This is a genomic window from Agromyces sp. NBRC 114283, from assembly GCF_030268405.1.
Lineage (GTDB): Bacteria > Actinomycetota > Actinomycetes > Actinomycetales > Microbacteriaceae > Agromyces > Agromyces mediolanus.
Genome location: NZ_BSQP01000001.1, coordinates 3,605,296 through 3,627,864, shown reverse-complemented (window position 1 = coordinate 3,627,864; position 22,569 = coordinate 3,605,296). Strand labels below are relative to the sequence as shown.

Genomic DNA, 22,569 nt, shown 5'->3' with positions numbered 1-22,569 from the left:
CGGGCGGTGGGATGCCGGCCGCCCCGGCGCTGTACACCGCGTCCAGTGCGGTGGCATCCGATGTACATCAGGGCGTCGCGGGGCGCGGGGGAGCCGACCTAGCATTGCGGTCATCCTCCCCCGTCGTCACTTGCATCGGAGCAACCAATGACCCTCGTCGACACCCCGGCCACCGCCACCGGAGGCCCCGCGCTCGCACAGGAGCGCCGCCTCGTCACCGCCATCCCCGGCCCCCGCTCGCAGGAGCTCCTGGCCCGCAAGGCGAGCGCCGTCGCCGCGGGCGTCGGCCACACCCTGCCGATCTCGGTCGTCGCGGCCGGCGGCGGCGTCGTCGTCGACGCCGACGGCAACTCGCTCATCGACCTCGGCTCCGGCATCGCGGTCACCGGCGTCGGCAACTCGGCCCCCCGCGTCGTCGAGGCCGTCACGGCCCAGCTGAACGCCTTCACGCACACCTGCTTCACCGTCTCGCCCTACGAGGGCTACGTCGCCGTCGCCGAGAAGCTCAACGAGCTCACCCCCGGCGACCACGTCAAGCGCACCGCCCTGTTCAACTCGGGCGCCGAGGCCGTCGAGAACGCCGTGAAGATCGCGCGCCACTACACGAAGAAGCAGGCCGTCGTCGCCTTCGACCACGCCTATCACGGCCGCACCAACCTCACGATGGGCCTCACGGCGAAGAACCAGCCGTACAAGAACGGCTTCGGCCCCTTCGCCCCCGAGATCTACCGCGCCCCGCTCAGCTACCCCTTCCGCGACGGCGGCCTCGACGGCCGTGAGGCGGCGGCCCGCGCCATCCTCGGCATCGAGAAGCAGATCGGCGCCGAGAACCTGGCCGCGATCATCATCGAGCCGATCCAGGGCGAGGGCGGCTTCATCGTCCCGGCGCCCGGCTTCCTCGCCGCACTCGTCGAGTGGGCGACCGCGAACGACGTCGTCTTCATCGCCGACGAGGTGCAGACCGGCTTCGCCCGCACCGGCGCCTGGTTCGCGAGCGAGCACGAGGGCATCGTGCCCGACCTCATCGTCACCGCGAAGGGCATCGCCGGCGGCCTCCCGCTCTCGGCGGTCACCGGCCGCGCTGAGATCATGGACGCCGCCCAGGTCGGCGGCCTCGGCGGCACCTACACGGGCAGCCCGCTCGCCTGCGCCGCGGCGCTCGCGACCATCGAGACCTACGCCGAGGACGGCCTCGTCGAGCGCGCGAAGGAGATCGGCTCGGTGCTCATCGGCCGCCTGAACGCCCTGCGCACCGCCGACGCCCGCATCGGCGACGTCCGCGGCCGCGGCGCCATGGTCGCGATCGAGCTCGTCGACCCCGAGACCGGCGCCCCCGACGCCGCCCTCACCGGCAAGGTCGCGAAGTACGCCCACGAGCAGGGCGTCATCCTGCTCACCTGCGGCACCTACGGCAACGTCATCCGCTTCCTCCCGCCGCTCACGATCTCCGACGAGCTCCTCATCGAGGGCCTCGGCGTCGTGGCCGAGGGGCTCAAGCAGGCATGAGCACCGTGATCGACGGGGCGGCGACCCTCGCCGCCCCCGTCGCGACGCCCCTCGAGGACGCCCGCGCCCAGCTCGCCGAGGCCATCGCACTGCTCGGCTACAGCGACGGCACCCGGCAGATGCTCGCGACCCCGCGCCGCGAGCTCACCGTCGCCGTGCCGCTCCGCACCGACGCCGGCGAGACCCGCCTGTTCACCGGCTACCGGGTGCAGCACAACTTCAGCCGCGGCCCGGCCAAGGGCGGCCTCCGCTACGCCCCGAACGTGAACCTCGACGAGGTCCGCGCGCTCGCGATGTGGATGACCTGGAAGTGCGCCCTGCTCGACGTGCCGTACGGCGGCGCGAAGGGCGGCATCGCGATCGACCCGCGCGAGCACTCGCAGGCCGAGCTCGAGCGCGTCACCCGTCGCTACACGAGCGAGATCCTGCCGATCATCGGGCCGGAGCGCGACATCCCCGCGCCCGACATCGGCACCGACGAGCGCACCATGGCCTGGATCATGGACACCTACTCGGTGAACTCCGGGTACACCGTGCCCGGCATCGTGACCGGCAAGCCGATCGCGCTCGGCGGCTCGCAGGGGCGCGCGAGCGCCACCTCGCGCGGCGTCACGCACATCGCGCTCGCCGCCCTCCGTCACGCCGGCATCACCCAGACGCAGGCCACCGCGGCCGTGCAGGGCTTCGGCAAGGTCGGCGCCGACGCGGCCCGCTTCCTCGCCGAGGCCGGCGTCACCGTGCAGGCCGTCAGCGACCAGTACGGCGCCGTGTTCAACGCCGCGGGCCTCGACATCGAGGCGCTCGGCGACCACGTGCAGCGCACCGGCGCGGTCGTCGGCTTCGCCGGCGGCGAGGCGCTCGACGGCGCCGCTCTGCTCGAACTCGACGTCGACCTGCTCGTGCCGGCCGCCGTCGAGGGCGTGCTGCACGAGGGCAACGCCGGCCGGGTCGGCGCGAAGGTCATCGTCGAGGGCGCGAACGGCCCGACGACGCCCGACGCCGACCGGATCCTCCGCGAACGCGGCATCCTCGTCGTGCCCGACATCCTCGCGAACGCCGGCGGCGTGATCGTCTCCTACTTCGAGTGGGTGCAGGCGAACCAGGCCTACTGGTGGCGCGCCGACGAGGTGGAGTCCAGACTGGAGGAGCGGATGCTGAGCGCCTGGGAGCACGTGCTGGGCTATGCCCGGTCGCGCGACCTCTCGCTCCGCACCGCCGCCACGGCGCTCGCGGTCGAACGCGTCGCCGAGGCGCACAAACTGCGCGGCCTGTACCCCTGATCAGGCCCCGCTCCCTCCCGGCTCGCCCGACTTCCGTCGGAATCGGGCGAGCCGGGGGTGCACGGCACGAACATCCATCGAAACGGAAGTCACACATGACGAACGCAACGCTTGAATCCTCGGTGCTCGACAAGGTCGAGGGCCGGCTGTTCATCGGGGGAGCCTGGGTCGACGCCGAGGGCGGCAAGACCCTGGAGGTCGCCGACCCCTCGACGGGCGAGACCATCAAGGTCATCGCCGACGCCTCGCCGGCCGACGGCATCAAGGCCCTCGACGCGGCCGTGGCCGCGCAGGACGAATGGGCCAAGGTCGCCCCGCGCCAGCGCGGCGAGCTGCTGCGCCGCGCCTTCGACCTGCTCACCGAGCGCAAGGAGGAGTTCGCGCTCCTCATGACGCTCGAGATGGGCAAGCCGATCGCCGAGGCCCGCGGCGAAGTCGTCTACGGCGGCGAGTTCCTCCGCTGGTTCAGCGAGGAGGCCGTGCGCATCTCCGGCCGCTACGGCCTGAACCCCGAGGGCACCGGCCACATGGTCGTCTCGCAGCGCCCGGTCGGCCCGTCGTTCTTCATCACGCCGTGGAACTTCCCGCTCGCGATGGCGACCCGCAAGATCGCTCCGGCGCTCGCCGCCGGCTGCACGGTCGTCATCAAGCCCCCGGCCCTCACGCCGCTCACGACCATCGCGTTCGTGCAGCTGCTCGAGGAGGTCGGCCTGCCCAAGGGCGTCGTGAACGTCATCCCGACCTCGACCTCGTCGAAGGTCTCCGGCCCGATCATCGAGGACCCGCGCCTGCGCAAGCTCAGCTTCACGGGCTCGACCGAGGTCGGCCGCGCCCTCATGAAGCAGGCCGCCACCGGCATTCTGCGCACCTCGATGGAACTCGGCGGCAACGCCCCCTTCGTCGTGTTCGAGGACGCCGACCTCGACAAGGCGGTCGACGGCGCGATGCTCGCGAAGTTCCGGAACATCGGCCAGGCTTGCACGGCGGCGAACCGCTTCATCGTGCACGAGAAGGTCGCCGCCGAGTTCTCGAAGCGCGTCGCCGAGCGCGTCGCCTCGTTCAAGGTCGGCCGCGGCACCGCGGACGACGTGAACATCGGGCCGCTCATCGACGCCAAGGCCGTGGCCTCGACCGACGAGCTCGTGCAGGACGCCGTGTCGAAGGGCGCGAAGGTGCTCACCGGCGGCACCGTCATCGACGGCGCCGGCTCGTTCTACGCGCCGACCGTGCTCGGCGACGTGTCGGCCGACGCGCGCCTGCTCCGCGAGGAGATCTTCGGGCCTGTGCTCGGCATCACCACCTTCGCCGACGAGGACGAGGCCGTGCGCCTCGCCAACGACACCGAGTACGGGCTCGTCTCGTACGTCTTCACCGAGGACCTGGCGCGCGGCCACCGCATGATCGAGCGCCTCGCCACGGGCATGATGGGCCTGAACACCGGCCTCGTCTCGAACGCGGCGGCGCCCTTCGGCGGTATCAAGCAGTCCGGCATCGGCCGCGAGGGCGGCGCAGAGGGCATCCACGAGTACCTCGACACCAAGTACACGCTCATCCCGGTGAGCTGAGCGCGCGGGCGGATGCCGCGGGCGCACGCCTGCGGCATCCGCCTTCGTGTTTCTCCGAACGAACAGAAGCAGGAACCAGGAACCATGGAACGCATCGAAACCGACGTCGTCGTGATCGGAGCCGGCGCCGCCGGCCTCACCGCCGCGACCGAGCTGAAGGCCGCGGGCAAGCGCGTCGTCGTGCTCGAGGCGCGCGACCGCGTCGGCGGCCGCCTCTGGAACGGCGACTTCGACGGGCACCTGCTCGAGATCGGCGGCCAGTGGGTCTCGCCCGACCAGGATGCCCTGATCGAGACCCTCGCCGAGCTCGGCCTCGAGACCTACTCGCGCTACCGCGAGGGCGAGAACGTCTACATCGCGGAGGACGGCGAGCGCCGCCTCTTCGAGGGCGAGATCTTCCCGGTCCCCGCCAAGACCGAGGGCGAGATCCTCGGCCTCATCGAGAAGCTCGACGAGCTCGTCGCCGAGATCGACCCCGAGGCCCCGTGGGCGCACCCGCGCGCCAAGGAGCTCGACGAGATCTCCTTCGCCGAGTGGCTCGGCACCCAGACCGACGACGAGGAGGCGAAGCTCAACATCGGCATGTTCATCGCCGGCGCGATGCTGACGAAGCCGACGCACGCCTTCTCGGCCCTGCAGGCGCTGCTGATGGCCGCCTCGGCCGGCTCGTTCTCGCACCTGGTCGACGCGGACTTCATCCTCGACCAGCGCGTCGTCGGCGGACTGCAGCAGGTGCCGCTCCGCCTCGCCGAGCGCCTCGGCGACGACGTCGTGAAGCTCGAGCAGCCCGTGCGCACCATCCGCTGGTCGCCGGAGGACCCGGCGGCGGGCGTCACCGTCGTCACCGACTCGCTCGAGGTCGCCGCCGACCGCGTCATCCTCGCGCTCGCGCCGATCCTGTACTCGCGGATCAGCTACGACCCGCCGCTGCCGCGCCGCCAGCACCAGCTGCACCAGCACCTCTCCATGGGCTTCGTGATCAAGGTGCACGCGGTCTACGAGACGCCGTTCTGGCGCGAGCAGGGGCTGTCGGGCACCGCGTTCAGCCCGTACGAGCTCTGCCACGAGGCGTACGACAACACGAACCACGGCGACACCCGCGGCACCCTCGTCGGCTTCGTCTCCGACGAGGAGGCCGACGGCGTCTTCTCGCTCTCCGCCGAGGAGCGCCAGGCGAAGATCCTGGAGTCGCTCTCGCACTACTACGGCGAGCAGGCGAAGAACCCGGTGCTCTACTACGAGAGCGACTGGGGCAGCGAGGAGTGGACGCGCGGCGCCTACGCCGCGAGCTTCGACATGGGCGGTCTCGCCCGCTACGGCGCCGACCTCCGCGAGCCGGTGGGCCCGATCTCCTTCGCCTGCTCCGACATGGCCGGCAAGGGGTACCAGCACGTCGACGGCGCGATCCGCATGGGCCGCCTCGCCGCGGCCAACATCCTCCAGGGCTGAGCGCCGCCGATGACTGCGAACACCGAGCCGGGCTACCGGATCGTCGTCGGCTACACCGCGGATGACTCGGGAGCCGACGCGCTCGCGCTCGGCGCCCGGATCGCCGGCGCCACGGAGGCCTCGCTCGAGGTCGTCATGGTGCTGCCGATCGAGGCGCGCGGCGGCGTCGTGCCCCGCGACCCGGGGCACGAGCGCCGGGTCAAGGAGCAGGCCCAGGCGTGGCTCGCCGAGGCCTCCGCCGGCCTCGGCGGCGCCGTCGACCAGGCGCTGCACATCCGCTACGCCGACTCCTTCGCCGAGGGCCTCGTGGCCGCGGCGCACGAGTTCGGCGCGCGCCTCGTCGTCGTCGGGCCCGCCCGCGGCGGGCTGTTCGGCCGCACCCGCATCGGCTCGGTCGCATCCGAGCTGCTGCACTCGGCCGACGTGCCCGTCGCGCTCGCGCCCGTCGGCGCCCGCAAACTGCCGGTCGCGGCGGGGCTCACCCGGGTCACCGCGGCCGTCGGCGGCACGCCCGGCGTCGTGCTCGAGGCATCCGTCGCGCTCGCCCGCCGGGCGCACGCGCCGCTGCGGCTGCTCTCCCTCGTGCCCATCGACCTGCCCGCGGGCGTCGACACCGGGCTCGTGAACCTCACGAGCACGGTCGCCGCCGAGCAGGCGCTCGAGGGCGCCCGCCGCGAGCTGCCCGCCGGCGTCGAGGCGAGCGCCGTCGTCGCCACCGGCCAGACGATCGAGGAGTCCGTCGGCGCGCTCGACTGGGAGCCGGGCGAGCTCGTGCTCGTCGGCTCCAGCCGGCTCGCGGCGCCGTCGCGCCTGTTCCTCGGCGGCACCGCGACCAAGATGCTCCGCGAGCTGCCGGTGCCCCTGATCGTGGTGCCCCGCGCCGCCCAGACCTCCTGACCCCACCCGAAAGACCTTCTGCAATGACGCACGACCCCGCGAACCAGCACCTGGCCCACGAGGCCCACTCCATGCCGCACGCCCCGCTCACCACCGCGAGCGCGACGGTCGACGGCGGCGACCCCGGCCTCTCCAAGAAGGGCCTCTCGGCCGGATCGGTCGGGCTCATCGGCGCGATCGTCATCGGCATCTCCTGCATCGCCCCGGCGTACACGCTCACGGGCGCGCTCGGCCCGACCGTCGCGGAGGTCGGCACGCAGCTGCCGGCGATCTTCCTGCTCGGCTTCATCCCGATGCTGCTCGTCGCCTTCGGCTACCGCGAGCTGAACAGCGCGATGCCGGACTCGGGCACCTCCTTCACCTGGGCGACGCGGGCCTTCGGCCCGTGGGTCGGCTGGATGGCCGGCTGGGGGCTCATCGCCGCGACCGTCGTGGTGCTGTCGAATCTCGCGGGCATCGCGGTGGAGTTCTTCTACCTCGCGCTCGCGCAGGCCTTCAACAACCCCGACATCGCGAACCTCGTCGGCAACCCCTTCGTGAACGTCGCGACGTGCCTGGTGTTCATCCTCGGCGCGACGTTCATCTCGTACCGCGACATGCAGACGACGCAGAAGCTGCAGTACTGGCTCGTCGGCTTCCAGCTGCTCGTGATGATCGGCTTCGGCGTCGCCGCGTTCTGGCACGTCGCGAACGGCACCGCCTTCGACCCGACGCAGATCGAGCTGAGCTGGTTCAACCCGCTCGAGGTCGGCTCGTTCTCGGCGATCGTCGCCGGGCTCTCGGTGTCGCTCTTCGTGTTCTGGGGCTGGGATGTGACCCTCACCATGAACGAGGAGACGAAGGGCTCGAACTCGACGCCGGGCCGGGCGGCGACGCTCACGGTCACGATCGTCGTCGCGATCTACCTCTTCGTCGCGATGGGCGCGCTCGCGTTCGCCGGGACGGGCGAGTCGGGCGTCGGCCTCGGCAACCCGGCGATCCAGGAGAACGCGTTCTTCTACCTCGCGGGGCCCATCCTCGGGCCGCTCGCGATCCTCATGTCGATCGCGGTGCTGTCGAGCTCGGCGGCCTCACTGCAGTCGACCTTCGTCTCGCCCGCGCGCACGCTGCTCGCGATGGGCCATTACGGCGCGCTGCCGAAGCAGTTCTCGAAGGTGAGCCCGCGCTTCTTCACGCCCGGCTACGCCACCGTCGTCTCGGCGATCGTCGCCGCGGTGTTCTACACCGTGATGCGCTTCGTCAGCGAGGACGTGCTCTGGGACACGATCACGACGCTCGGCATGATGATCTGCTTCTACTACGGGCTGACCGCGTTTGCGTGCGTCTGGTACTTCCGCAAGACGTGGTTCCGCAGCGGCCGGAACGTGTTCTTCCGGCTCGTCGCGCCGCTCGTCGGCGGTCTCATCCTCGCGGTGCTGTTCTTCACCACGCTCATCGACAGCATGGACCCGGCGTACGGCTCGGGCTCGAACATCGGCGGCGTGGGCCTCGTGTTCATCCTCGGCGTCGTGATCCTGCTCGCCGGCGTCGTCGTGATGATCTGGCAGCGGGTGAAGCGGCCGGAGTTCTTCCGCAGCGAGCACCTCGCCCGCGGCGTCGCCGACCGCGACAGCTAGGCCGCACAGACTGGAGCCGCCCCGCCGACGACACTCGGCGGGGCGGCTCCGTTCGTGCCGGCTCGGGAACGCCCGGCGCTCAGGCCTCGAACTCGGTGCGGCCGGCGACGACCGTGCGCAGGACGCGGGCCTCGAGCAGCGAGTCCTCGCCGAGCGCGAAGGGGTCGCGGTCGACGACGGCGAAGTCGGCGGCGAGGCCCGCCGCGAGACTGCCCCGGCGGTGCTCCTCGAGGCAGGAGGCCGCGGCGTCGCGGGTGGCGTGCACGATCGCCTCGTCGAGCGGCACCGCGAACTCCGGATGGTTCGGCGGGAACGAGTCGTCGAGCGCCGAGCGACGGGTCGCCGCGATGAACATGTTCGGCAGCGCCTCGTAGGGGGCCGTCGGCGCGTCGGTCGAGAACGCCAGGCGCACGCCGGCCTCGGTGTACTCGGGCCAGGCGCAGCCGCGGTCGGCGCGCTCGTCGCCGAGCATCGCCGCCCAGTTGTCCCAGATCGCCGGGTCGGTGTGCACCGGCTGCATCGAGGCGGTCACGCCGAGTCGCGCCATCCGCGCGGGCGTCTCGGGTGCGGCGTACTCCAGGTGCTCGATGCGGTGCCGCCGGGGGCGCTCGCCGTTCACGGCGACGGCGTGCTCGATCGCGTCGAGGGCGAGGTCGCTCGCGGCATCCCCGATCGCGTGCAGCGCGATCTGCAGGCCGGCGGCGTCCGCGGCGGCGACGACCGGCTTCGCCCGCTCGAGCGGCCAGATCGGCTCGGCGTTCGAGCCGTCGGCATAGGGGAGGCGCAGCGCCGCCGTGCACGCGTCGATGACGCCGTCGAGCACGAGCTTGATGCCGCCCACCCGCAGCGTCGGGTTCCCGGCCCGCGCGGCGAGTTCGGCGGCGCGCGCCACCTGGGCGAGGTTCTGCTCGTCGTCGCCGGTGTTCTCGATGAACCAGTGCCCGATGACCGTGAGCGGGAGGGTGCCGCCGCGCCGGGCGGCCGCGCGCTCGAACGCGGCGAGGCCGAGCTCGTCGAAGGCCATGTCGACGACGGCGGTGACGCCGGCGGCGAGGTAGGCGGCGATCGTGCGCTCGACGGCGGCGTCGCGGTCGGCGTCCGTCGTGGCCGCGGCGAGGAAGGACCAGACGTGCTGCTGCGCGGCCGTCTCGTAGAGCATGCCGTTCGGTTCCCCGTCGGCGTCGCGGCCGATGCGCCCGCCGATCGGGTCGGGGGTGTCCCGGGTGATGCCGAGCTCGGCGAGGGCCGCGGTGTTCACCCAGCAGGAGTGGTAGTCGTTCGCGTCGAGGTACACGGGCACGTCGGCGACGGCCGCATCGATCATCGCGGCGGTCGGCTTGCCGTCGGGCACGGAGTCGAAGAGCCAGCCGCGGCCGAGCAGGCGCGGCGCGTCGGGGGCCGCGGCGCGGGCGGCGCGCAGCCGCTCCTGGATGCTCGCGACGCTCCGGGCGTCGGTGAGGCCGACCCGGCCGAGCGCGTCGCCCATCATGACGAGGTGGGTGTGCGCGTCGACGAAGCCGGGCACGACCAGGCCGCCGCCGAGGTCGACCCGCTCGGCCGAATCACCGGCCGTTTCGTGCGCCGTCTCGGCGTCGCCGACGTAGGCGAGGGTGTCGCCGTCGACGACGATGGCCTCGGCCCAGGCCGGGCCGCCCTCCGCGGCGGTGAAGATGCGGCCGTTGGTGTAGAGCGTGCGGGTCACGCGGGGACCTCCTCGGTGGTGGTGGACGTGGCGGCGCGCTCCTCGCGCTGCAGCCGGGTGGACAGGCGGGCGACGGCGACGGTCGGCACGGCGAGCACGAAGCTCGCGACGCCGAGCGCGATCGCGAAGCCCTGGAAGCCGAGCACCTCGACGAGCGCGGCGCCGATCACGGGGGTGAGGCTCGAGCCGACGAGGTAGACGGCCAGCAGCGGGCCCGACCAGCGGCCGTCGGCGTCGAGCGCGGCGGAGGTCGAGACGAAGTACATGAAGGCGAGCGCGTAGATCGTGTTCCAGGCGACGAAGATCACGATGAACGTCGTCGGGTCGGCGGCGAAGCCCTCGACGATCTTCAGCGCGCCGCCGGCGACGAGCAGGATGCCGAGGGGCGCCGCGCGGCCGAGCCGCTCGCCGACGATCGTGAGCACGAGCGAGCCGAGCAGGCCGCCGGCGGTCGCGCCGCTCAGGGCGATGCCGAGGCCCTCGGGGGTGAGGCCGGCCTGCTCGGTGCCCATGACGCCGGCCATCGCCCAGAGCGAGTCCTCGCTCGCGGCCCAGAGCGCGAAGGTGACGAGCAGGGTGAAGCCCGCGATGGTGACCGCGCGGGTGGTCGCGGCGCTGCGCACCGGGATCTGACGGACGTGCCCGGTCGGCGGGATCTCCACCGGCACGGCCTCGGCGACGGCGGCCCCGGCCTGCGGCCCGTGCACCGGTGCGGCGGGGAGCCAGGCGCTGAGCAGGAGGCCGATGAGCGAGAACAGGGCCAGCGCGCCGAACACCTCGAGCGGGGCGAGTCCGATCACCGGCAGCACGGCCAGCACGACGGTGATGATGCCGCGGTTCGCGAGTCCGTTGAAGCCGGCGACCCGGTCGGGGTTGCGGAAGGCGGCGAGGGCGGCGCCGGCCGCGGCGACCGCCCCGCCGGCGCCGGCGCCGCCGAGCAGGAGCCCGCCGACGACGACGCCCGGGAGGGGGAGCAGCGCGGCGGCGCCGAATCCGACGACCCCGAGCGCGAGTCCGGCCCGCGCGAGGAGCCGCCGCCGCGGTCCCGCGCAGAGCGGGGCGATGGCGAGGCCGACGATGGCGGTGGCGAGCAGGGCGCCCGTGACGATCCAGCTCGCGGTGAGCACGTCGGCGCCGAGCGCGGACTGCAGCGCGCCGATCATGTACGGCGAGAGGTTCACGCCGAGGTACCCGGCGATGGCGATGGCGAAGGTCGCGCTGGCGCTGGGCAGGCGGAGCGGGACTCGCGAGGCGAGATCGGAGTTCGACATTGGGTCTCCGGGGGAGTCTGGCACGGCGGCGTGCAGGGCGGGGGAGCGGCTCGGCCGCGACCATAAATGAATGGCGTTCGTTTATTATGCAGATGGACGCCCTGGATGGGAAGAGGGAGCCGTCGATCCGAGCGTGTAGCCTCGTTCGGATCGCCCGCGACGCCGAGAGGAGGGGCGGATGCCGCGCCCCAGAGTGCCGTTGCTGTCAGAGGACCGCATCGCCGACGCCGCGATCGAGCTCATCGACTCCGGCGACGGGTTCGGCGTGAACGCGCTCGCCCGCCGGCTCGGGGTGACCCCCTCGTCGCTCTACAACCACGTCGACGGCAAGGACGCGATCGTCGAACTCGTCCGGGACCGGCTCACCGTGCGCTACCTCGCCGAACCTCCGGAGGGCGACTGGGAGGACGTCGTCGTCTCGGTCATGCGCGCCCAGCGCCGCATGTACGCGGCGCACCCGCTCATCGTGCCGTTGCTCGTCGGCAAGACGATCACCTCCGACCGGGTGATCGCCTCCTACGACCGGGTGGCGACCGCGCTGCTCGAGGCGGGCTTCCCCGAGGACGAGGTGCTCACGATCGTCGCCGTGCTCGACGGCTTCGCGCTCGGCTTCGGCCTCGACCTCGCCGGGCCCGAGGTGGTCTGGCTGCCGCAGCAGCCCACGCGCACCCTCGGTCGGCTGGTCGAGAGCGGGCCGACCGGCGCCGCGCGCAGCGACCGCGTCTTCGAGGTCGGGCTCGAGCTCCTGATGGACTCGCTGCACGTCCGGCTCGCCCGCATCGCCGGCCGCTGACCGGGCGCGTCGCCGCGGTTTGGCCCCTTCCGCCCGCGGCATCCGTCCAGCTAGCGTGAACGCGGGACGCCCCGCACGCGGGCGCCAGAAGGAGACGCACCAATGGCAGCACTCGACGAGCTCATGAGCAGCCTTCCCATCGGCGACATCGCGAAGAAGCTCGGCGTCGACGAGGCGACCGCGAGCCAGGCGGTCGAGCAGGCGCTCCCCGCCCTCCTCGCCGGCATGGGCGCCAACGCGCAGGACGAGGCGGGCGCCGCCTCGCTGCAGAAGGCCGTCTCGAAGCACGACCCCTCGCTCGTCGAGGGCGGCGTGAACCTCGCCGACGTCGACGAGGAGGACGGCAAGAAGATCGTGAAGAACGTCTTCGGCCAGAACACCGACCAGGTCGTGCAGGCCCTCGACCAGAAGCAGGGCGGCGGCGCCGGTGACCTCATCGGCAAGCTGCTGCCGATCCTCGCCCCGATCGTGCTGAGCTTCCTCGCCCAGCAGTTCACCAAGAAGTCCGCGGGCGGCGAGGCGCAGGGCGGCGGCATCGGCGATCTGCTCGGCGGCCTGCTCGGCGGCGGATCCGGCTCCGGCGGTTCGGCCGGCGGCGTCGACCTCGGGGGCCTCCTCGGCGGCCTGTTCGGCGGCGGTTCCGGCGGCGGCTCGCAGGCGCAGGGCGGCGGGCTCGGCGATCTGCTCGGCGGCCTCGGCGGACTCCTCGGCGGCGGCAAGCGCTGATCCTGCGGACACCCCGCCCGTCTAGACTGGCGGGGTGTCCGTGAATCCCGAACTCGTCGGCCGGGAGTTCCCGCCGACCGCGCCGTACCTCGTCGGCCGCGAGAAGGTGCGCGAGTTCGCCCGCGCCGTGCTCGCCTCCACGCCGATCTCGCTCGACCCCGAGGCCGCTCGGGCGGCCGGCTACGCCGACGTCGTCGCCCCGCCGACCTTCGCCGTCGTCATCCAGGAGCAGACGCTCGCGCAGCTCCTCGCCGAGCCCGACGCGGGCATCGACTTCACGCGCGTCGTGCACGGCGACCAGCGCTTCGTGCAGAGCCGCCCGATCGTCGCCGGCGACCTGCTCACCGCGACGCTCGCGGTCACGAGCGTGAAGTCGCTCGGCGCGCACGCGATGGTCACCGCCGAGTCCACGATCACGGATGCCGAGGGCGCGCACGTCGTCACGGCGATCTCGACGCTCGTCGTGCGAGGGGAGGACTGATGGCCGCGCTGCAGACCCCGGACTTCGCCTCGCTCGCCGTGGGCGACGTCGTCGCCGAGCAGAGCTTCGCGCTCACCCGCGACACGCTCGTGCGCTACGCCGGCGCCTCGGGCGACTTCAACCCGATCCACTACCGCGACGACGTCGCCAAGGCGGTCGGCCTGCCGGGCGTGCTCGCCCACGGCATGCTCACCATGGGCTTCGCGGTGCAGCCCGTCGTCGACTGGGCCGTCGACCCCGGCCGCGTCGTCGACTACCAGGTGCGCTTCACCCGGCCCGTGGTCGTCGACCCGGAGCTCGGCGCCGTCGTGCAGGTGGTCGCGAAGGTCGGGCAGCTGGATGCCGAGGCCGCCGTCGCCCGCATCGACCTCACCGTGAAGGTGGGCGACGAGACCGTGCTCGGCAAGGCGCAGGTGCGCGTCGAGCTCGGCGACCGCGGCGGCCGATGACGGGCGCGAGCTTCGCCGAGCTCACGACGCTCCGCCTCGGCGGCCCGATCGCCCGGCTCGTGACGGCGACCACGCAGCGCGACCTCGTCGACCTGCTGCACGGCGTCTGGGGCTCGGGCGAGCCCTGGCTCGTGCTCGGCGGCGGCTCGAACCTCTTCGCGGGCGACGAGGGCTTCGACGGCACGGTCGTCCGCATCGCGACGAACGGCATCGAGGTGCTGCCCGACGCCCCGGAGGGCTCGGTGCGGCTGCGCGTGCAGGCCGGCGAGAACTGGGACGGCTTCATCGCCTGGACCGTCGCGCACGGCTATTCGGGGCTCGAGGCGCTCTCGGGCATCCCCGGCTCCGTCGGCGCCGCCCCGGTGCAGAACATCGGCGCCTACGGCCAGGAGCTGTCGGAGGCGCTGCTCGGCGTCTGGTTCCTCGACGAGGGGGCGGACGCCCCGCGCTGGATGCCGGCCGACGAGCTCGAGCTCGGCTACCGCACCTCGGTGCTGAAGCAGGGACTCGCCGGCGTCGTCGTCGCCGTCGAGGTGCAGCTGCACGACACGGCCGCGGAGCGCGCTGTGCTCGGCGAGGCGATCGGCCGGCCCATCGCCTACGCTCAGCTCGCCGCCGCACTCGGCGTGCAGCCGGGCGACCGCGCGCCGGTCGCGAAGGTGCGCGAGACCGTGCTCGCCCTGCGCGGCTCGAAGGGCATGGTGCTCGATCCCGACGACCCCGACTCGGTGAGCGCCGGCTCCTTCTTCACGAACCCGATCGTCACCGAGAAGGTGGCGCGCACGCTGCCCGCCGACGCCCCGCGCTGGTACCTCGAGCCCGAGCAGCCCGACGAGGTGGTGCCGCTCTCGCGGCTCGCCTCCCACTCGCCGCTCGACGCCTTCCTCGAGCTGCAGGCCGAGCTCGCCGCCGCCGACGAGGAGCCGGCCGCCGACGCGGCGCCGGCCGAGCCGCTCGTGAAGCTCTCGGCCGCGTGGCTCATCGAGCAGTCCGGCATCCGCCGCGGCTTCGCGCTGCCCGGCTCGCGCGCCGCGGTCTCCTCGAAGCACACCCTCGCGCTCACGAACCGGGGCGGGGCCACGGCCGCCGAGCTCGCCGAGCTCGCGCGCTACGTGCGCCACCGCGTGCAGGCCGAGTTCGGCATCGTGCTGCACCCGGAGCCCGTGCTCGTCGGCGTCGAGATCTAGCCGTCTCGATCGCGGCGCTCGACGACGGCTCGCGACTCAGCCGGTCTCGCCGCCGAAGGCGCGGCGGGTGAGCGCCTGCACGTCGCGGTCGATCGTCGCGAGCTCCGTGCGGAGTTCGGCGGTGGCCCGCCCGATCTCGGCGCGGAACAGCGAACTCAGGTGCACGGTCTGCCAGCTCATCATGCCGATGACGACGCTCGTGAACACCCCGATGAGCACCCAGCTCTGCACCTCGGTCATCGCACCCTCCTCCTGTCTCGGCCCCCGGTGTTTCGACCCTATGCGATCCGTCGGGCGCCGTCGGGTTCGGGCCTGAAGCTGTGGAGCGTTCCGTCACAGACGGCAGTGGGGAGGAGCAGGCGGGCTAGGCTCGGCGGGTGGACCGCAGCGACTTCATCGAACACCGCCGCCCGGACGGCGAGCTCGTCGGCTGGTTGCGCCCCGAGGGCGAGGGCTTCGTGCCCGTCGATCTGCTCGGGCGAGAGCACGGCGGCCCCGTCGATTGGCTCGACGGCGAGACGCTGCTGGAGGAGCTCGGCATCCGCTACCTCGCCGACCCCTACGCGCTGCGCCTCGAGAACGGCACCGAGCTGCGCGTGCGGATCACCGAGGTGAGCACCCGCGGCATCGTCGTGAAGAAGGACGACTTCGGGGCGATCGACGCGCCGCTCGTGCGCTACGAGCTCGCCTGGCCGATGCCGCCGGAGCTGACGCCGCTCGGCGACCGGGAGCTGCCTGCCGCTTGGTGACCGCGCCGGGCTCGTTCGCCGCGGCGGATGAGCCCGACGATGCCGAAGAGGGCGATCACGACGCCGACGGCGATCACGCCCGAGAGCACGAGCACGAGCGGATGCACCGAGCCGAGCCAGTCGCCCACGGCGTCGCGCCGCTCCGGCGAGATGAGCAGCCACATCGTCGTGCCGGCGATCGCCAGGAAGAGCAGCGCCCAGACGAGCGCGCCCCAGCGGATCGTCGGACTCTCGATGGGCGCGGGCGCGGGCGCGGGCGCGGCGTCGGCCGGCTCGGCGACGCCCGGTGCGGGCGCTGCGGGTGCCTCGGGTGCGAGCACCAGCGTCTCCGCGGTCTCGGCGGGCGCGAGCACCTCGGTCACGGCGGTCTCCTCGGGCTCGGCGTTCGTCTCGGCCTCGCGGTCCGGGGTGGGCTTCGTCATCCCTGCATCTCCGATCGGATCTCGACGTACACGGACCCCGTCCACTGCCGCAGCACGAGGCGGGCGTCCACCGGGCCCTCGTCGCTCGCGAGGCCGTCCGGGCCGCCGACGACGAACGGCCGCCGGGTGTCCGGCCCGATGGCCGACATCCCGCCGTTCTCGTCGGTGACCCAGATCGTGACGCCGCCGGCGTCCGAGGCGTCCAGCTGCAGCCGGTCGCCGTCGTCGATCGTGACCCAGGCCTGCCCGATGCCCTGCGAGAGCTCGACCGTCGCCGGTCCCTCCGCCGCCGAGCCGGGCGTCGTGTACAGGCTCAGGTAGGCGTCGCCGAGCGGCTGCACGAGGCGCTGCGGCGTCGAGAGCGAGATCGAGGCATTCGGCCCGATCAGCCGGCCCTCGGGCAGCACCGCCGCGATCGCGGTCGCCGCGAGCATCACGAGGGTCGTGGCCGAGGCGAAGAAGGCGAGCCAGCCGCTGCGGCGCCGGCGCAGCGCGGCGATCACCATCGCCACGGCGAACACGCAGACGGCGGTCGCGAGCGCGAGCGGGACGGCGAAGCCGTCGGTGCTCGCGCTCGACATCGCGGCGATGGCAGCGACCGCGCCGCCGACGATCGCGAGGCCGAGCGCGGTGAACACGAACGCGGCGCTCGCACGAGGACGGCTCGCCCGGCGGGCGGCGCGGGCGGCGTCGGCCCGCGCCATGAGCTCGCGGGCCTGCGCGCGGTTCTCCTCGGCGGCGGCGGCGCGGGCCCGGCGGTCGGCCTCGGCCTGACCGGCGCGCCACTCGGCGTGCTCCGCGCGCCACGCGTCGTGGCTCTGGCGCCAGGCGCCGAGCTCTTCGCCCGAGGCGTCCGGGCCCGGCTCGAGCGGCGGCGGGGGCGGCGGGGCGGGCGCGGGCGGCGCCTCCCCGGCGAACGCGGCCGTCGTCGCGGTGGTCGCGGCGGCGGATGCGTCGAGGCCGGCGGATGCCTCGGGCGCAGCCGGCGCGGACCCGGACCCGGCTCCGGCCTCGGCGGGAGTCGACTGCGCCGGGGCGGCCTGCGCCGGGGCGGGCCGGGCCGAGGCATCCACGCCGCCGGTGGCGCTCGCGCGCCGGACGAGCCACACCACGAGTGCGGCGAGCCCGCCGAGCAGGAGCAGCACCCAGAACAGCCGGAGCGGAACCGAGAGGTCGAAGCCGAACAGCGGGTCGGGCAGCGACGGCAGATCGGGCCACCAGCGCCAGCCGAGCCAGCCGCCCTGCACGAGCGGGATGATCCCGACGACCGTCAGCACGGCGATGCCGGCGAGGGCCGGGTCGACGACCCCGCGGAAGAGCTGTTCGAGGTGAATGCGCCCCTCGAGGTCGGGCAGCAGCAGCCAGGCGGCCGCGTAGATCAGCAGGAACGGCGCACCGAGCACGGCCAGCACGACGACGATGCCGCGCACGAGGATCGGGTCGAGGCCGATCCGCGCGGCCACGCCGGCGCAGACGCCGCCGATCCAGCCCTCGCGGCGCGGAACCCCGGCCCGGCGCAGATCGGCGAAGAAGCCGCTGCCCGGGCCGCCGTTCGGAGCCGAACCGCCCGCTCCGCCACCGGTGCCCCGGCCGTCGGTCCTGCGTTCCCCCTGCTCGTCCCGCGGCGCCTCGGCGTCGTGGGGAGCGGTGCGATTCGTCTCCATGCCTCGATGCTGGCGCACCCGGGCTCCCGCCCGCGATGGGGTGAACCCCTGATTCGACCCTGAACGGGGTCCAGGGGCGGTCGGGGCGACGGCCCGGTCTGCTTGGATGGCAGGCATGAGCACCGCCCCCGCGACGGGCGACGACCGCGTCGTGCCCCGCCTCGCCCGCCCGCGCGACTGCGTGGCGACGGGCGTCGCCGCAGGCCTCGCCGAGCACCTCGGCTGGCCCGTCGCGCTCGTGCGGCTCGGCTTCGTGCTGACGAGCCTCCTCGGCGGAGCGGGCCTGCTGCTCTACCTCTGGCTCTGGGCGCTCACGCCATTGCAGCCGGGCGAGCAGGCGCCGAAGCGTCGCGCCCCCGTCGCCTGGATCCTCCTCGCGGCCGCCGCCGTGCCGCTCGGCCTCGCCGCCGTCTCCGGCGGACCACCCACGGGCGGGCCCGCCTGGTTCTGGCCCGCGCTCGCGGGCGTCGGGCTCATCGTGGCGGCGTCCGCCTGGGCGGGCTTCCTCGATCGGCCCGACGCCGACCGCGGCCCGCGGCACGAGTTCGCCGTGCGGATCGTCGCGACGGTCGCCCTCGCCCTCGTCGCCGTCGTGATCGTGTTCGGACCGGCCGCGAGCGAAGCGCCGCGTCCCGCCTTCGCCGTCGCCCTCGCCGCGGTGGCGGGCATCGCGCTCGTCTACGCGCCGACGCTCGTGACCCGGTTCCGGGAGCTGAGCGAGGAGCGCACCCGCCGCATCCGCGAGGAGCAGCGCAGCGAGATTGCCGCCCACCTGCACGACTCGGTGCTGCAGACGCTCGCCCTCATCCAGAACCGGGCCGGGGCGACGAGCGAGGTCGCCCGCATCGCCAGGGCGCAGGAGCGGGAGCTGCGCGAATGGCTCTTCGCCGGCGACGCCGTGCCCGACCGAGATCTCGGCGCCGAGCTGCGCGAGGTCGCCGCCGTGCTCGAGATCGAGTACCCGGTGAGCGTCGACGTGGTCGTCGTGGGCGAGCAGCGCGAACGCGCCTCGGGCGAGCTCGCCGCCGCGAGCCGGGAGGCGATGCTGAACGCCGCGCGGCACGCGGGTGGCGAGGTCTCCGTCTACGTGGAGGGCCGTCCGGACGCCGTCGAGGTCTTCGTCCGCGACCGCGGCGAGGGCTTCTCGCTCGAGGACGTGCCGGCCGACCGGCTCGGTGTGCGGCAGTCGATCGTCGGCCGGATGCGCCGCGCGGGCGGCGAGGCCGAGGTCGGCCCCGGGGTCGGCGGCGTCGGCACCCAGGTGCGGCTGCGGATGCCGGCGGCGGCGCCGGGCGAAGGGGGAACGCGTGGCTGAGGCATCCGTCCGGGTCGTCGTCGTCGACGACCACTCGATCTTCCGCTCCGGGCTGAAAGCCGACCTCGACGCCTCGATCGACGTCGTCGGCGAGGCGCACGACGTGGAGTCCGCGCTCGCCGTCGTCGTCGAGACCGCGCCCGACGTCGTGCTGCTCGACGTGCACCTGCCCGGGCTCGCCGTGCCCGCCGGCAGCACCGGCGGCGCCGAGGTGATCCGGCGGGCGGCGCCCGAGCTGCCCGCGACGCGCTTCCTCGCGCTCAGCGTCTCGGACAAGGCGGAGGACGTCGTCGGGGTCATCCGCGCCGGCGCCCGCGGCTACATCACGAAGGGCTCCTCCGGCGGCGAGGTGAGCCGGGCGGTGCACGCCGTGGCCACCGGCGACGCGGTCTTCTCGCCGAAGCTCGCGGGCTTCGTGCTCGACGCCTTCGGCGCGGCGGTCGGCGAGACGGCGGTCGCGGGCGACGAGCTCGACCGGCTCTCGGCGCGCGAGCAGGAGGTGATGCGGCTGATCGCCCGCGGCTACGCGTACAAGGAGGTCGCGGCCGAGCTCTTCATCTCGGTGAAGACGGTGGAGACGCACGTCTCGGCGGTGCTCCGCAAGCTGCAGCTCTCCAGCCGCCACGAGCTCACCGCCTGGGCGACCGCCCGCCGCCTGCTCTGACCAGCCCCCACGCCGACTTGCCCGACTTTCATGAAAGTCGGGCAACTCGGGATCGCGGCCGCGGGTCGCGGAATGTGACGTGACGAAATGTGACCGTCACGCGAATCCGGGTACGGTCGCAGGGTGACCAGCTCCGCCTTCCCCTCAGAGCCCGCCGCAGCCCACCACGACCCCAGCGCCCGCGAGGCCGTCAGCGACCGCATCGACCACGAGTTGCGCGCCGAGGTGCGCCTGCTCGGCAGCCTCCTCGGCACGGTGCTCGCCGAGGCCGGCGGTCCCGCCCTCCTCGACGACGTCGAACGCCTCCGGGCGCTCACGATCGCCGCGTACGAGGGCGAGGGCGCCTCCCTCGAGGACGCCGAAGCCCTCGTCGCCGCCTTCACGCCCGCGCGCGCCGAGGAGGTGGCGCGCGCGTTCACGGTGTACTTCCACCTCGCGAACCTCGCCGAGGAGCACCACCGCGTGCGCGTGCTCCGCGCCCGCGACGGCGGCGACCGCGACGCCCCGGCCGAGTCGCTCGGCGCGGCCTACGACCACCTCGTCGCCGAGATCGGCGAGGATGCCGCGGCCGAGCGTCTGCGCCGGCTGCGCTTCCACCCCGTGCTCACGGCCCACCCCACCGAGGCCCGGCGCCGCGCCGTCGCCTCCGCGATCCGCCGCGTCGGCGAGCTGCTCGCCGAGCGCGAGGAGCTGCTCCGGCTCGCCCCGGCCGCCGACCCCGCCGAGCTCGACCGCCGCCTCGCCGAGCAGATCGACGTGCTCTGGCGCACCTCGCCGATCCGCACCACCCGGCCCACCCCGCTCGACGAGGTGCGCAGCGCGATGAACGTCTTCGACCAGACGCTCTTCGAGGTCGTGCCGCGGGTGTACCGGCAGCTCGACGACCGCCTGCAGGGCCGCGAGGCCGGGCTCGCCCCCGCCGTCGCCCCCGCCTTCGTGCGCCTCGGCAGCTGGATCGCGGGAGACCGCGACGGCAACCCCTTCGTCACCGCCGAGACGACGGCCGCCGCCGCCGGGATCGCGGCGGAGCACGTGCTGCTCGGGCTCGAGCGCGCCGCCACCCGGGTCGGCCGCAGCCTCACCCTCGCCGAGGACGGCACGCCCGCCTCGCCCGAGGTGCGGGAACTCTGGGCCGCCCAGCAGCGGCTCGCCCCCGAGGTGACGGCCGGCATCGGCACGCGCGCGCCCGACGAGCCGCACCGCCGGGTGCTCCTCGTCATCGCCGCCCGGCTGCGCGCCACCCGAGAGGGCGACGCGACGCTCGCCTACGGCTCGCCCGAGGAGCTGCTCGCCGAGCTCCGCCTCGTACAGGCCTCGCTCGCCGCGGCGGGCGCCCACCGCAGCGCGAACGGCGAGCTGCAGGGGCTCGTCTGGCAGGTGGAGACCTTCGGCTTCCACCTCGCCGAGCTCGAGGTGCGTCAGCACTCCGAGGTGCACCGGCGCGTGCTCGCCGAGCTCGCCGAGGCGGAGCCCGGAGCGGCGCGCAGCGAGCTCGCCACCGAGGTGCTCGCCGTGTTCCGCACGATCGCCGAACTGCAGCGCCGGGGCGGGCTGCGCGCCGCCCGCCGCTACATCGTGTCCTTCACGCAGAGCGCCGACGACCTCGCGAACGTCTTCCGGCTCGCCGAGGCCGCGCTCGGCGACGAGGCCCCGGTGCTCGACGTCATCCCGCTCTTCGAGACCTTCGCCGATCTCGAGGCGTCCACCGACATCCTCGACGGCATGCTGCAGCTGCCCGAGGTGCAGCGCCGCCTCGCCGAGACGGGCCGGGCGGTGGAGGTCATGCTCGGCTACTCCGACTCCTCGAAGGACGTCGGGCCAGTCGCCGCGACGCTCGCCCTCGACGCCGCGCAGGCGCGCATCGCGGCCTGGGCGGAGCGCAACGGCATCGAGCTCACCCTCTTCCACGGTCGCGGCGGCGCGCTCGGCCGCGGCGGCGGGCGCACGAACGAGGCCGTCCTCGCGCAGCCGCCGGGCTCCGTCGACGGCCGCTTCAAGGTCACCGAGCAGGGCGAGGTCATCTTCGCCCGCTACGGCGACCCCGACATCGCCGCCCGCCACCTCGAGCAGATGGCCGCGGCCACGCTGCTCGCCGGCAGCCCCGAGAACGAGCAGCGCAACCGCGAGGCCGCCGCCCGCTTCGCCGGGCTCGCGGCGCGGCTCGACGAGGCCTCCCGCGCCCGCTTCTTCGCCCTCGTCAAGGCGGAGGGCTTCGCGCCCTGGTTCGCCCGGGTCACACCGATGGAGGAGGTCGGGCTGCTCGCCCTCGGCTCCCGACCCGCGCGGCGCGGGCTCTCGGTGTCCTCGCTCGAGGACCTGCGGGCCATCCCGTGGGTGTTCGCCTGGACGCAGGCGCGGATCAACCTCACCGGCTGGTTCGGGCTCGGCACCGCGCTCGCCGCGGTCGGCGACGAGGAGCTGCTGCGCCGGGCGTACCGGGAGTGGCCGCTGTTCGCCTCGATGATCGACAACGTCGAGATGTCGCTCGCGAAGGCCGACGACCGGCTCGCCGAGCGCTATCTCGCCCTCGGCGACCGGGACGAGCTCGCCGCCCTCGTGCTCGACGAACTCGCCCTCACCCGCGAGTGGGTGCTGCGGGCGAGCGGGCACGACGAGCTGCTCGCCGAACAGCCGGTGCTGCAGCGAGCGGTGCGGCTGCGGAGCCCCTACGTGGACGCGCTGTCGCTTCTGCAGCTCCGGGCGCTCCGTGCGGTCCGCGAGGAGCAGACCGCCGGCGCGACGCCCGACGAGCACGAGCTGCGGCTGCTGCTGCTCGCCGTGAACGGGATCGCCGCCGGCCTGCAGAACACGGGCTGAGCCGGCGCCCGCGGGA

General features: G+C 73.8%; 20 protein-coding genes. 15 read left to right on the top strand and 5 right to left on the bottom strand.

The features are described 5' to 3' along the window. Positions 1–147 precede the first annotated feature (147 nt). The 6 genes from gabT (at position 148) to QSJ60_RS17360 (ending at position 8,313) form a co-directional block, all read left to right on the top strand. A complete protein-coding gene (gene gabT, locus QSJ60_RS17385; RefSeq protein WP_189085599.1) occupies positions 148–1,506 on the top strand; it encodes a 4-aminobutyrate--2-oxoglutarate transaminase in 1,359 nt (452 codons plus the stop codon). Continuing rightward, positions 1,503–2,786 carry a Glu/Leu/Phe/Val family dehydrogenase gene (locus QSJ60_RS17380; RefSeq protein WP_285464831.1) on the top strand — a complete coding sequence of 428 codons (1,284 nt, stop codon included), beginning with the start codon at positions 1,503–1,505 and terminating at the stop codon, positions 2,784–2,786. Before gabT ends, QSJ60_RS17380 begins: the two co-directional genes overlap by 4 nt. A 95-nt stretch (positions 2,787–2,881) precedes the next feature. Further along, the gene (locus tag QSJ60_RS17375; protein WP_285464829.1) at positions 2,882–4,351 is read left to right on the top strand and encodes an NAD-dependent succinate-semialdehyde dehydrogenase; all 1,470 of its coding nucleotides are present in this window, start codon (positions 2,882–2,884) and stop codon (positions 4,349–4,351) included. A gap of 84 nt (positions 4,352–4,435) precedes the next feature. Further along, the gene (locus QSJ60_RS17370; RefSeq protein WP_285464828.1) at positions 4,436–5,800 is read left to right on the top strand and encodes a flavin monoamine oxidase family protein; all 1,365 of its coding nucleotides are present in this window, start codon (positions 4,436–4,438) and stop codon (positions 5,798–5,800) included. Positions 5,801–5,809: 9 nt separating this feature from the next. Beyond that, positions 5,810–6,697, top strand: a complete 888-nt coding sequence (locus tag QSJ60_RS17365; RefSeq protein ID WP_230768140.1) for a universal stress protein — start codon at positions 5,810–5,812, stop codon at positions 6,695–6,697. Positions 6,698–6,768: 71 nt separating this feature from the next. Then, positions 6,769–8,313: an APC family permease gene (locus QSJ60_RS17360; RefSeq protein ID WP_285465370.1), complete on the top strand. Its 1,545-nt coding sequence runs from the start codon at positions 6,769–6,771 to the stop codon at positions 8,311–8,313. Positions 8,314–8,392: 79 nt separating this feature from the next. On the opposite strand, the gene QSJ60_RS17355 is transcribed toward QSJ60_RS17360, so the two are convergent. After that, positions 8,393–10,015 carry an amidohydrolase gene (locus QSJ60_RS17355; protein WP_285464826.1) on the bottom strand — a complete coding sequence of 541 codons (1,623 nt, stop codon included), beginning with the start codon at positions 10,013–10,015 and terminating at the stop codon, positions 8,393–8,395. After that, a complete protein-coding gene (locus QSJ60_RS17350; protein ID WP_285464824.1) occupies positions 10,012–11,286 on the bottom strand; it encodes an MFS transporter in 1,275 nt (424 codons plus the stop codon). Before QSJ60_RS17350 ends, QSJ60_RS17355 begins: the two co-directional genes overlap by 4 nt. A gap of 178 nt (positions 11,287–11,464) precedes the next feature. On the opposite strand from QSJ60_RS17350, the gene QSJ60_RS17345 reads away from it, so the two are divergent. From QSJ60_RS17345 to QSJ60_RS17325, 5 genes are all read left to right on the top strand, one after another. Continuing rightward, positions 11,465–12,079 (top strand): TetR/AcrR family transcriptional regulator, encoded by a 615-nt coding sequence (locus tag QSJ60_RS17345; protein ID WP_285464822.1) that lies wholly within the window; start codon positions 11,465–11,467, stop codon positions 12,077–12,079. 102 nt (positions 12,080–12,181) lie between these two features. Further along, positions 12,182–12,805 (top strand): DUF937 domain-containing protein, encoded by a 624-nt coding sequence (locus QSJ60_RS17340; protein WP_285464821.1) that lies wholly within the window; start codon positions 12,182–12,184, stop codon positions 12,803–12,805. A 34-nt stretch (positions 12,806–12,839) separates the two neighbouring features. Then, positions 12,840–13,286 carry an FAS1-like dehydratase domain-containing protein gene (locus QSJ60_RS17335; RefSeq protein ID WP_285464819.1) on the top strand — a complete coding sequence of 149 codons (447 nt, stop codon included), beginning with the start codon at positions 12,840–12,842 and terminating at the stop codon, positions 13,284–13,286. Next, on the top strand, positions 13,286–13,735 hold the full coding sequence (locus QSJ60_RS17330; RefSeq protein WP_285464818.1) for a MaoC family dehydratase: 450 nt from the start codon (positions 13,286–13,288) through the stop codon (positions 13,733–13,735). The genes QSJ60_RS17335 and QSJ60_RS17330 overlap by 1 nt, the downstream gene beginning before the upstream one ends. After that, a complete protein-coding gene (locus QSJ60_RS17325; protein WP_285464817.1) occupies positions 13,732–14,922 on the top strand; it encodes a UDP-N-acetylmuramate dehydrogenase in 1,191 nt (396 codons plus the stop codon). Before QSJ60_RS17330 ends, QSJ60_RS17325 begins: the two co-directional genes overlap by 4 nt. Positions 14,923–14,958: 36 nt before the next feature. Here QSJ60_RS17325 and QSJ60_RS17320 read toward each other — a convergent pair whose 3' ends face one another. Further along, positions 14,959–15,162 carry a hypothetical protein gene (locus QSJ60_RS17320; RefSeq protein WP_285464816.1) on the bottom strand — a complete coding sequence of 68 codons (204 nt, stop codon included), beginning with the start codon at positions 15,160–15,162 and terminating at the stop codon, positions 14,959–14,961. Positions 15,163–15,299: 137 nt separating this feature from the next. Here QSJ60_RS17320 and QSJ60_RS17315 point away from each other — a divergent pair, with 137 nt between their 5' ends. After that, entirely contained in the window at positions 15,300–15,671 is a 372-nt protein-coding gene (locus QSJ60_RS17315) for a hypothetical protein (RefSeq protein ID WP_230768128.1), read from the top strand. Here the strand turns inward: QSJ60_RS17315 and QSJ60_RS17310 are convergent. Both QSJ60_RS17310 and QSJ60_RS17305 read right to left on the bottom strand, forming a co-directional pair. Further along, positions 15,599–16,093, bottom strand: coding sequence for a hypothetical protein (locus QSJ60_RS17310; protein ID WP_285464814.1), 495 nt, complete (start codon positions 16,091–16,093; stop codon positions 15,599–15,601). The two genes, QSJ60_RS17315 and QSJ60_RS17310, sit on opposite strands and share 73 nt — an antisense overlap. Beyond that, entirely contained in the window at positions 16,090–17,757 is a 1,668-nt protein-coding gene (locus tag QSJ60_RS17305) for a PspC domain-containing protein (protein ID WP_285464812.1), read from the bottom strand. The genes QSJ60_RS17310 and QSJ60_RS17305 overlap by 4 nt, the downstream gene beginning before the upstream one ends. 115 nt (positions 17,758–17,872) lie before the next feature. Between QSJ60_RS17305 and QSJ60_RS17300 the strand changes: the two genes are divergently transcribed. The 3 genes from QSJ60_RS17300 (at position 17,873) to QSJ60_RS17290 (ending at position 22,553) form a co-directional block, all read left to right on the top strand. After that, positions 17,873–19,072: an ATP-binding protein gene (locus QSJ60_RS17300; protein ID WP_285464811.1), complete on the top strand. Its 1,200-nt coding sequence runs from the start codon at positions 17,873–17,875 to the stop codon at positions 19,070–19,072. Further along, positions 19,065–19,736, top strand: a complete 672-nt coding sequence (locus tag QSJ60_RS17295) for a LuxR C-terminal-related transcriptional regulator (protein ID WP_189085617.1) — start codon at positions 19,065–19,067, stop codon at positions 19,734–19,736. The genes QSJ60_RS17300 and QSJ60_RS17295 overlap by 8 nt, the downstream gene beginning before the upstream one ends. A 123-nt stretch (positions 19,737–19,859) precedes the next feature. Then, a complete protein-coding gene (locus tag QSJ60_RS17290; protein ID WP_372458705.1) occupies positions 19,860–22,553 on the top strand; it encodes a phosphoenolpyruvate carboxylase in 2,694 nt (897 codons plus the stop codon). Positions 22,554–22,569: the final 16 nt, after the last annotated feature.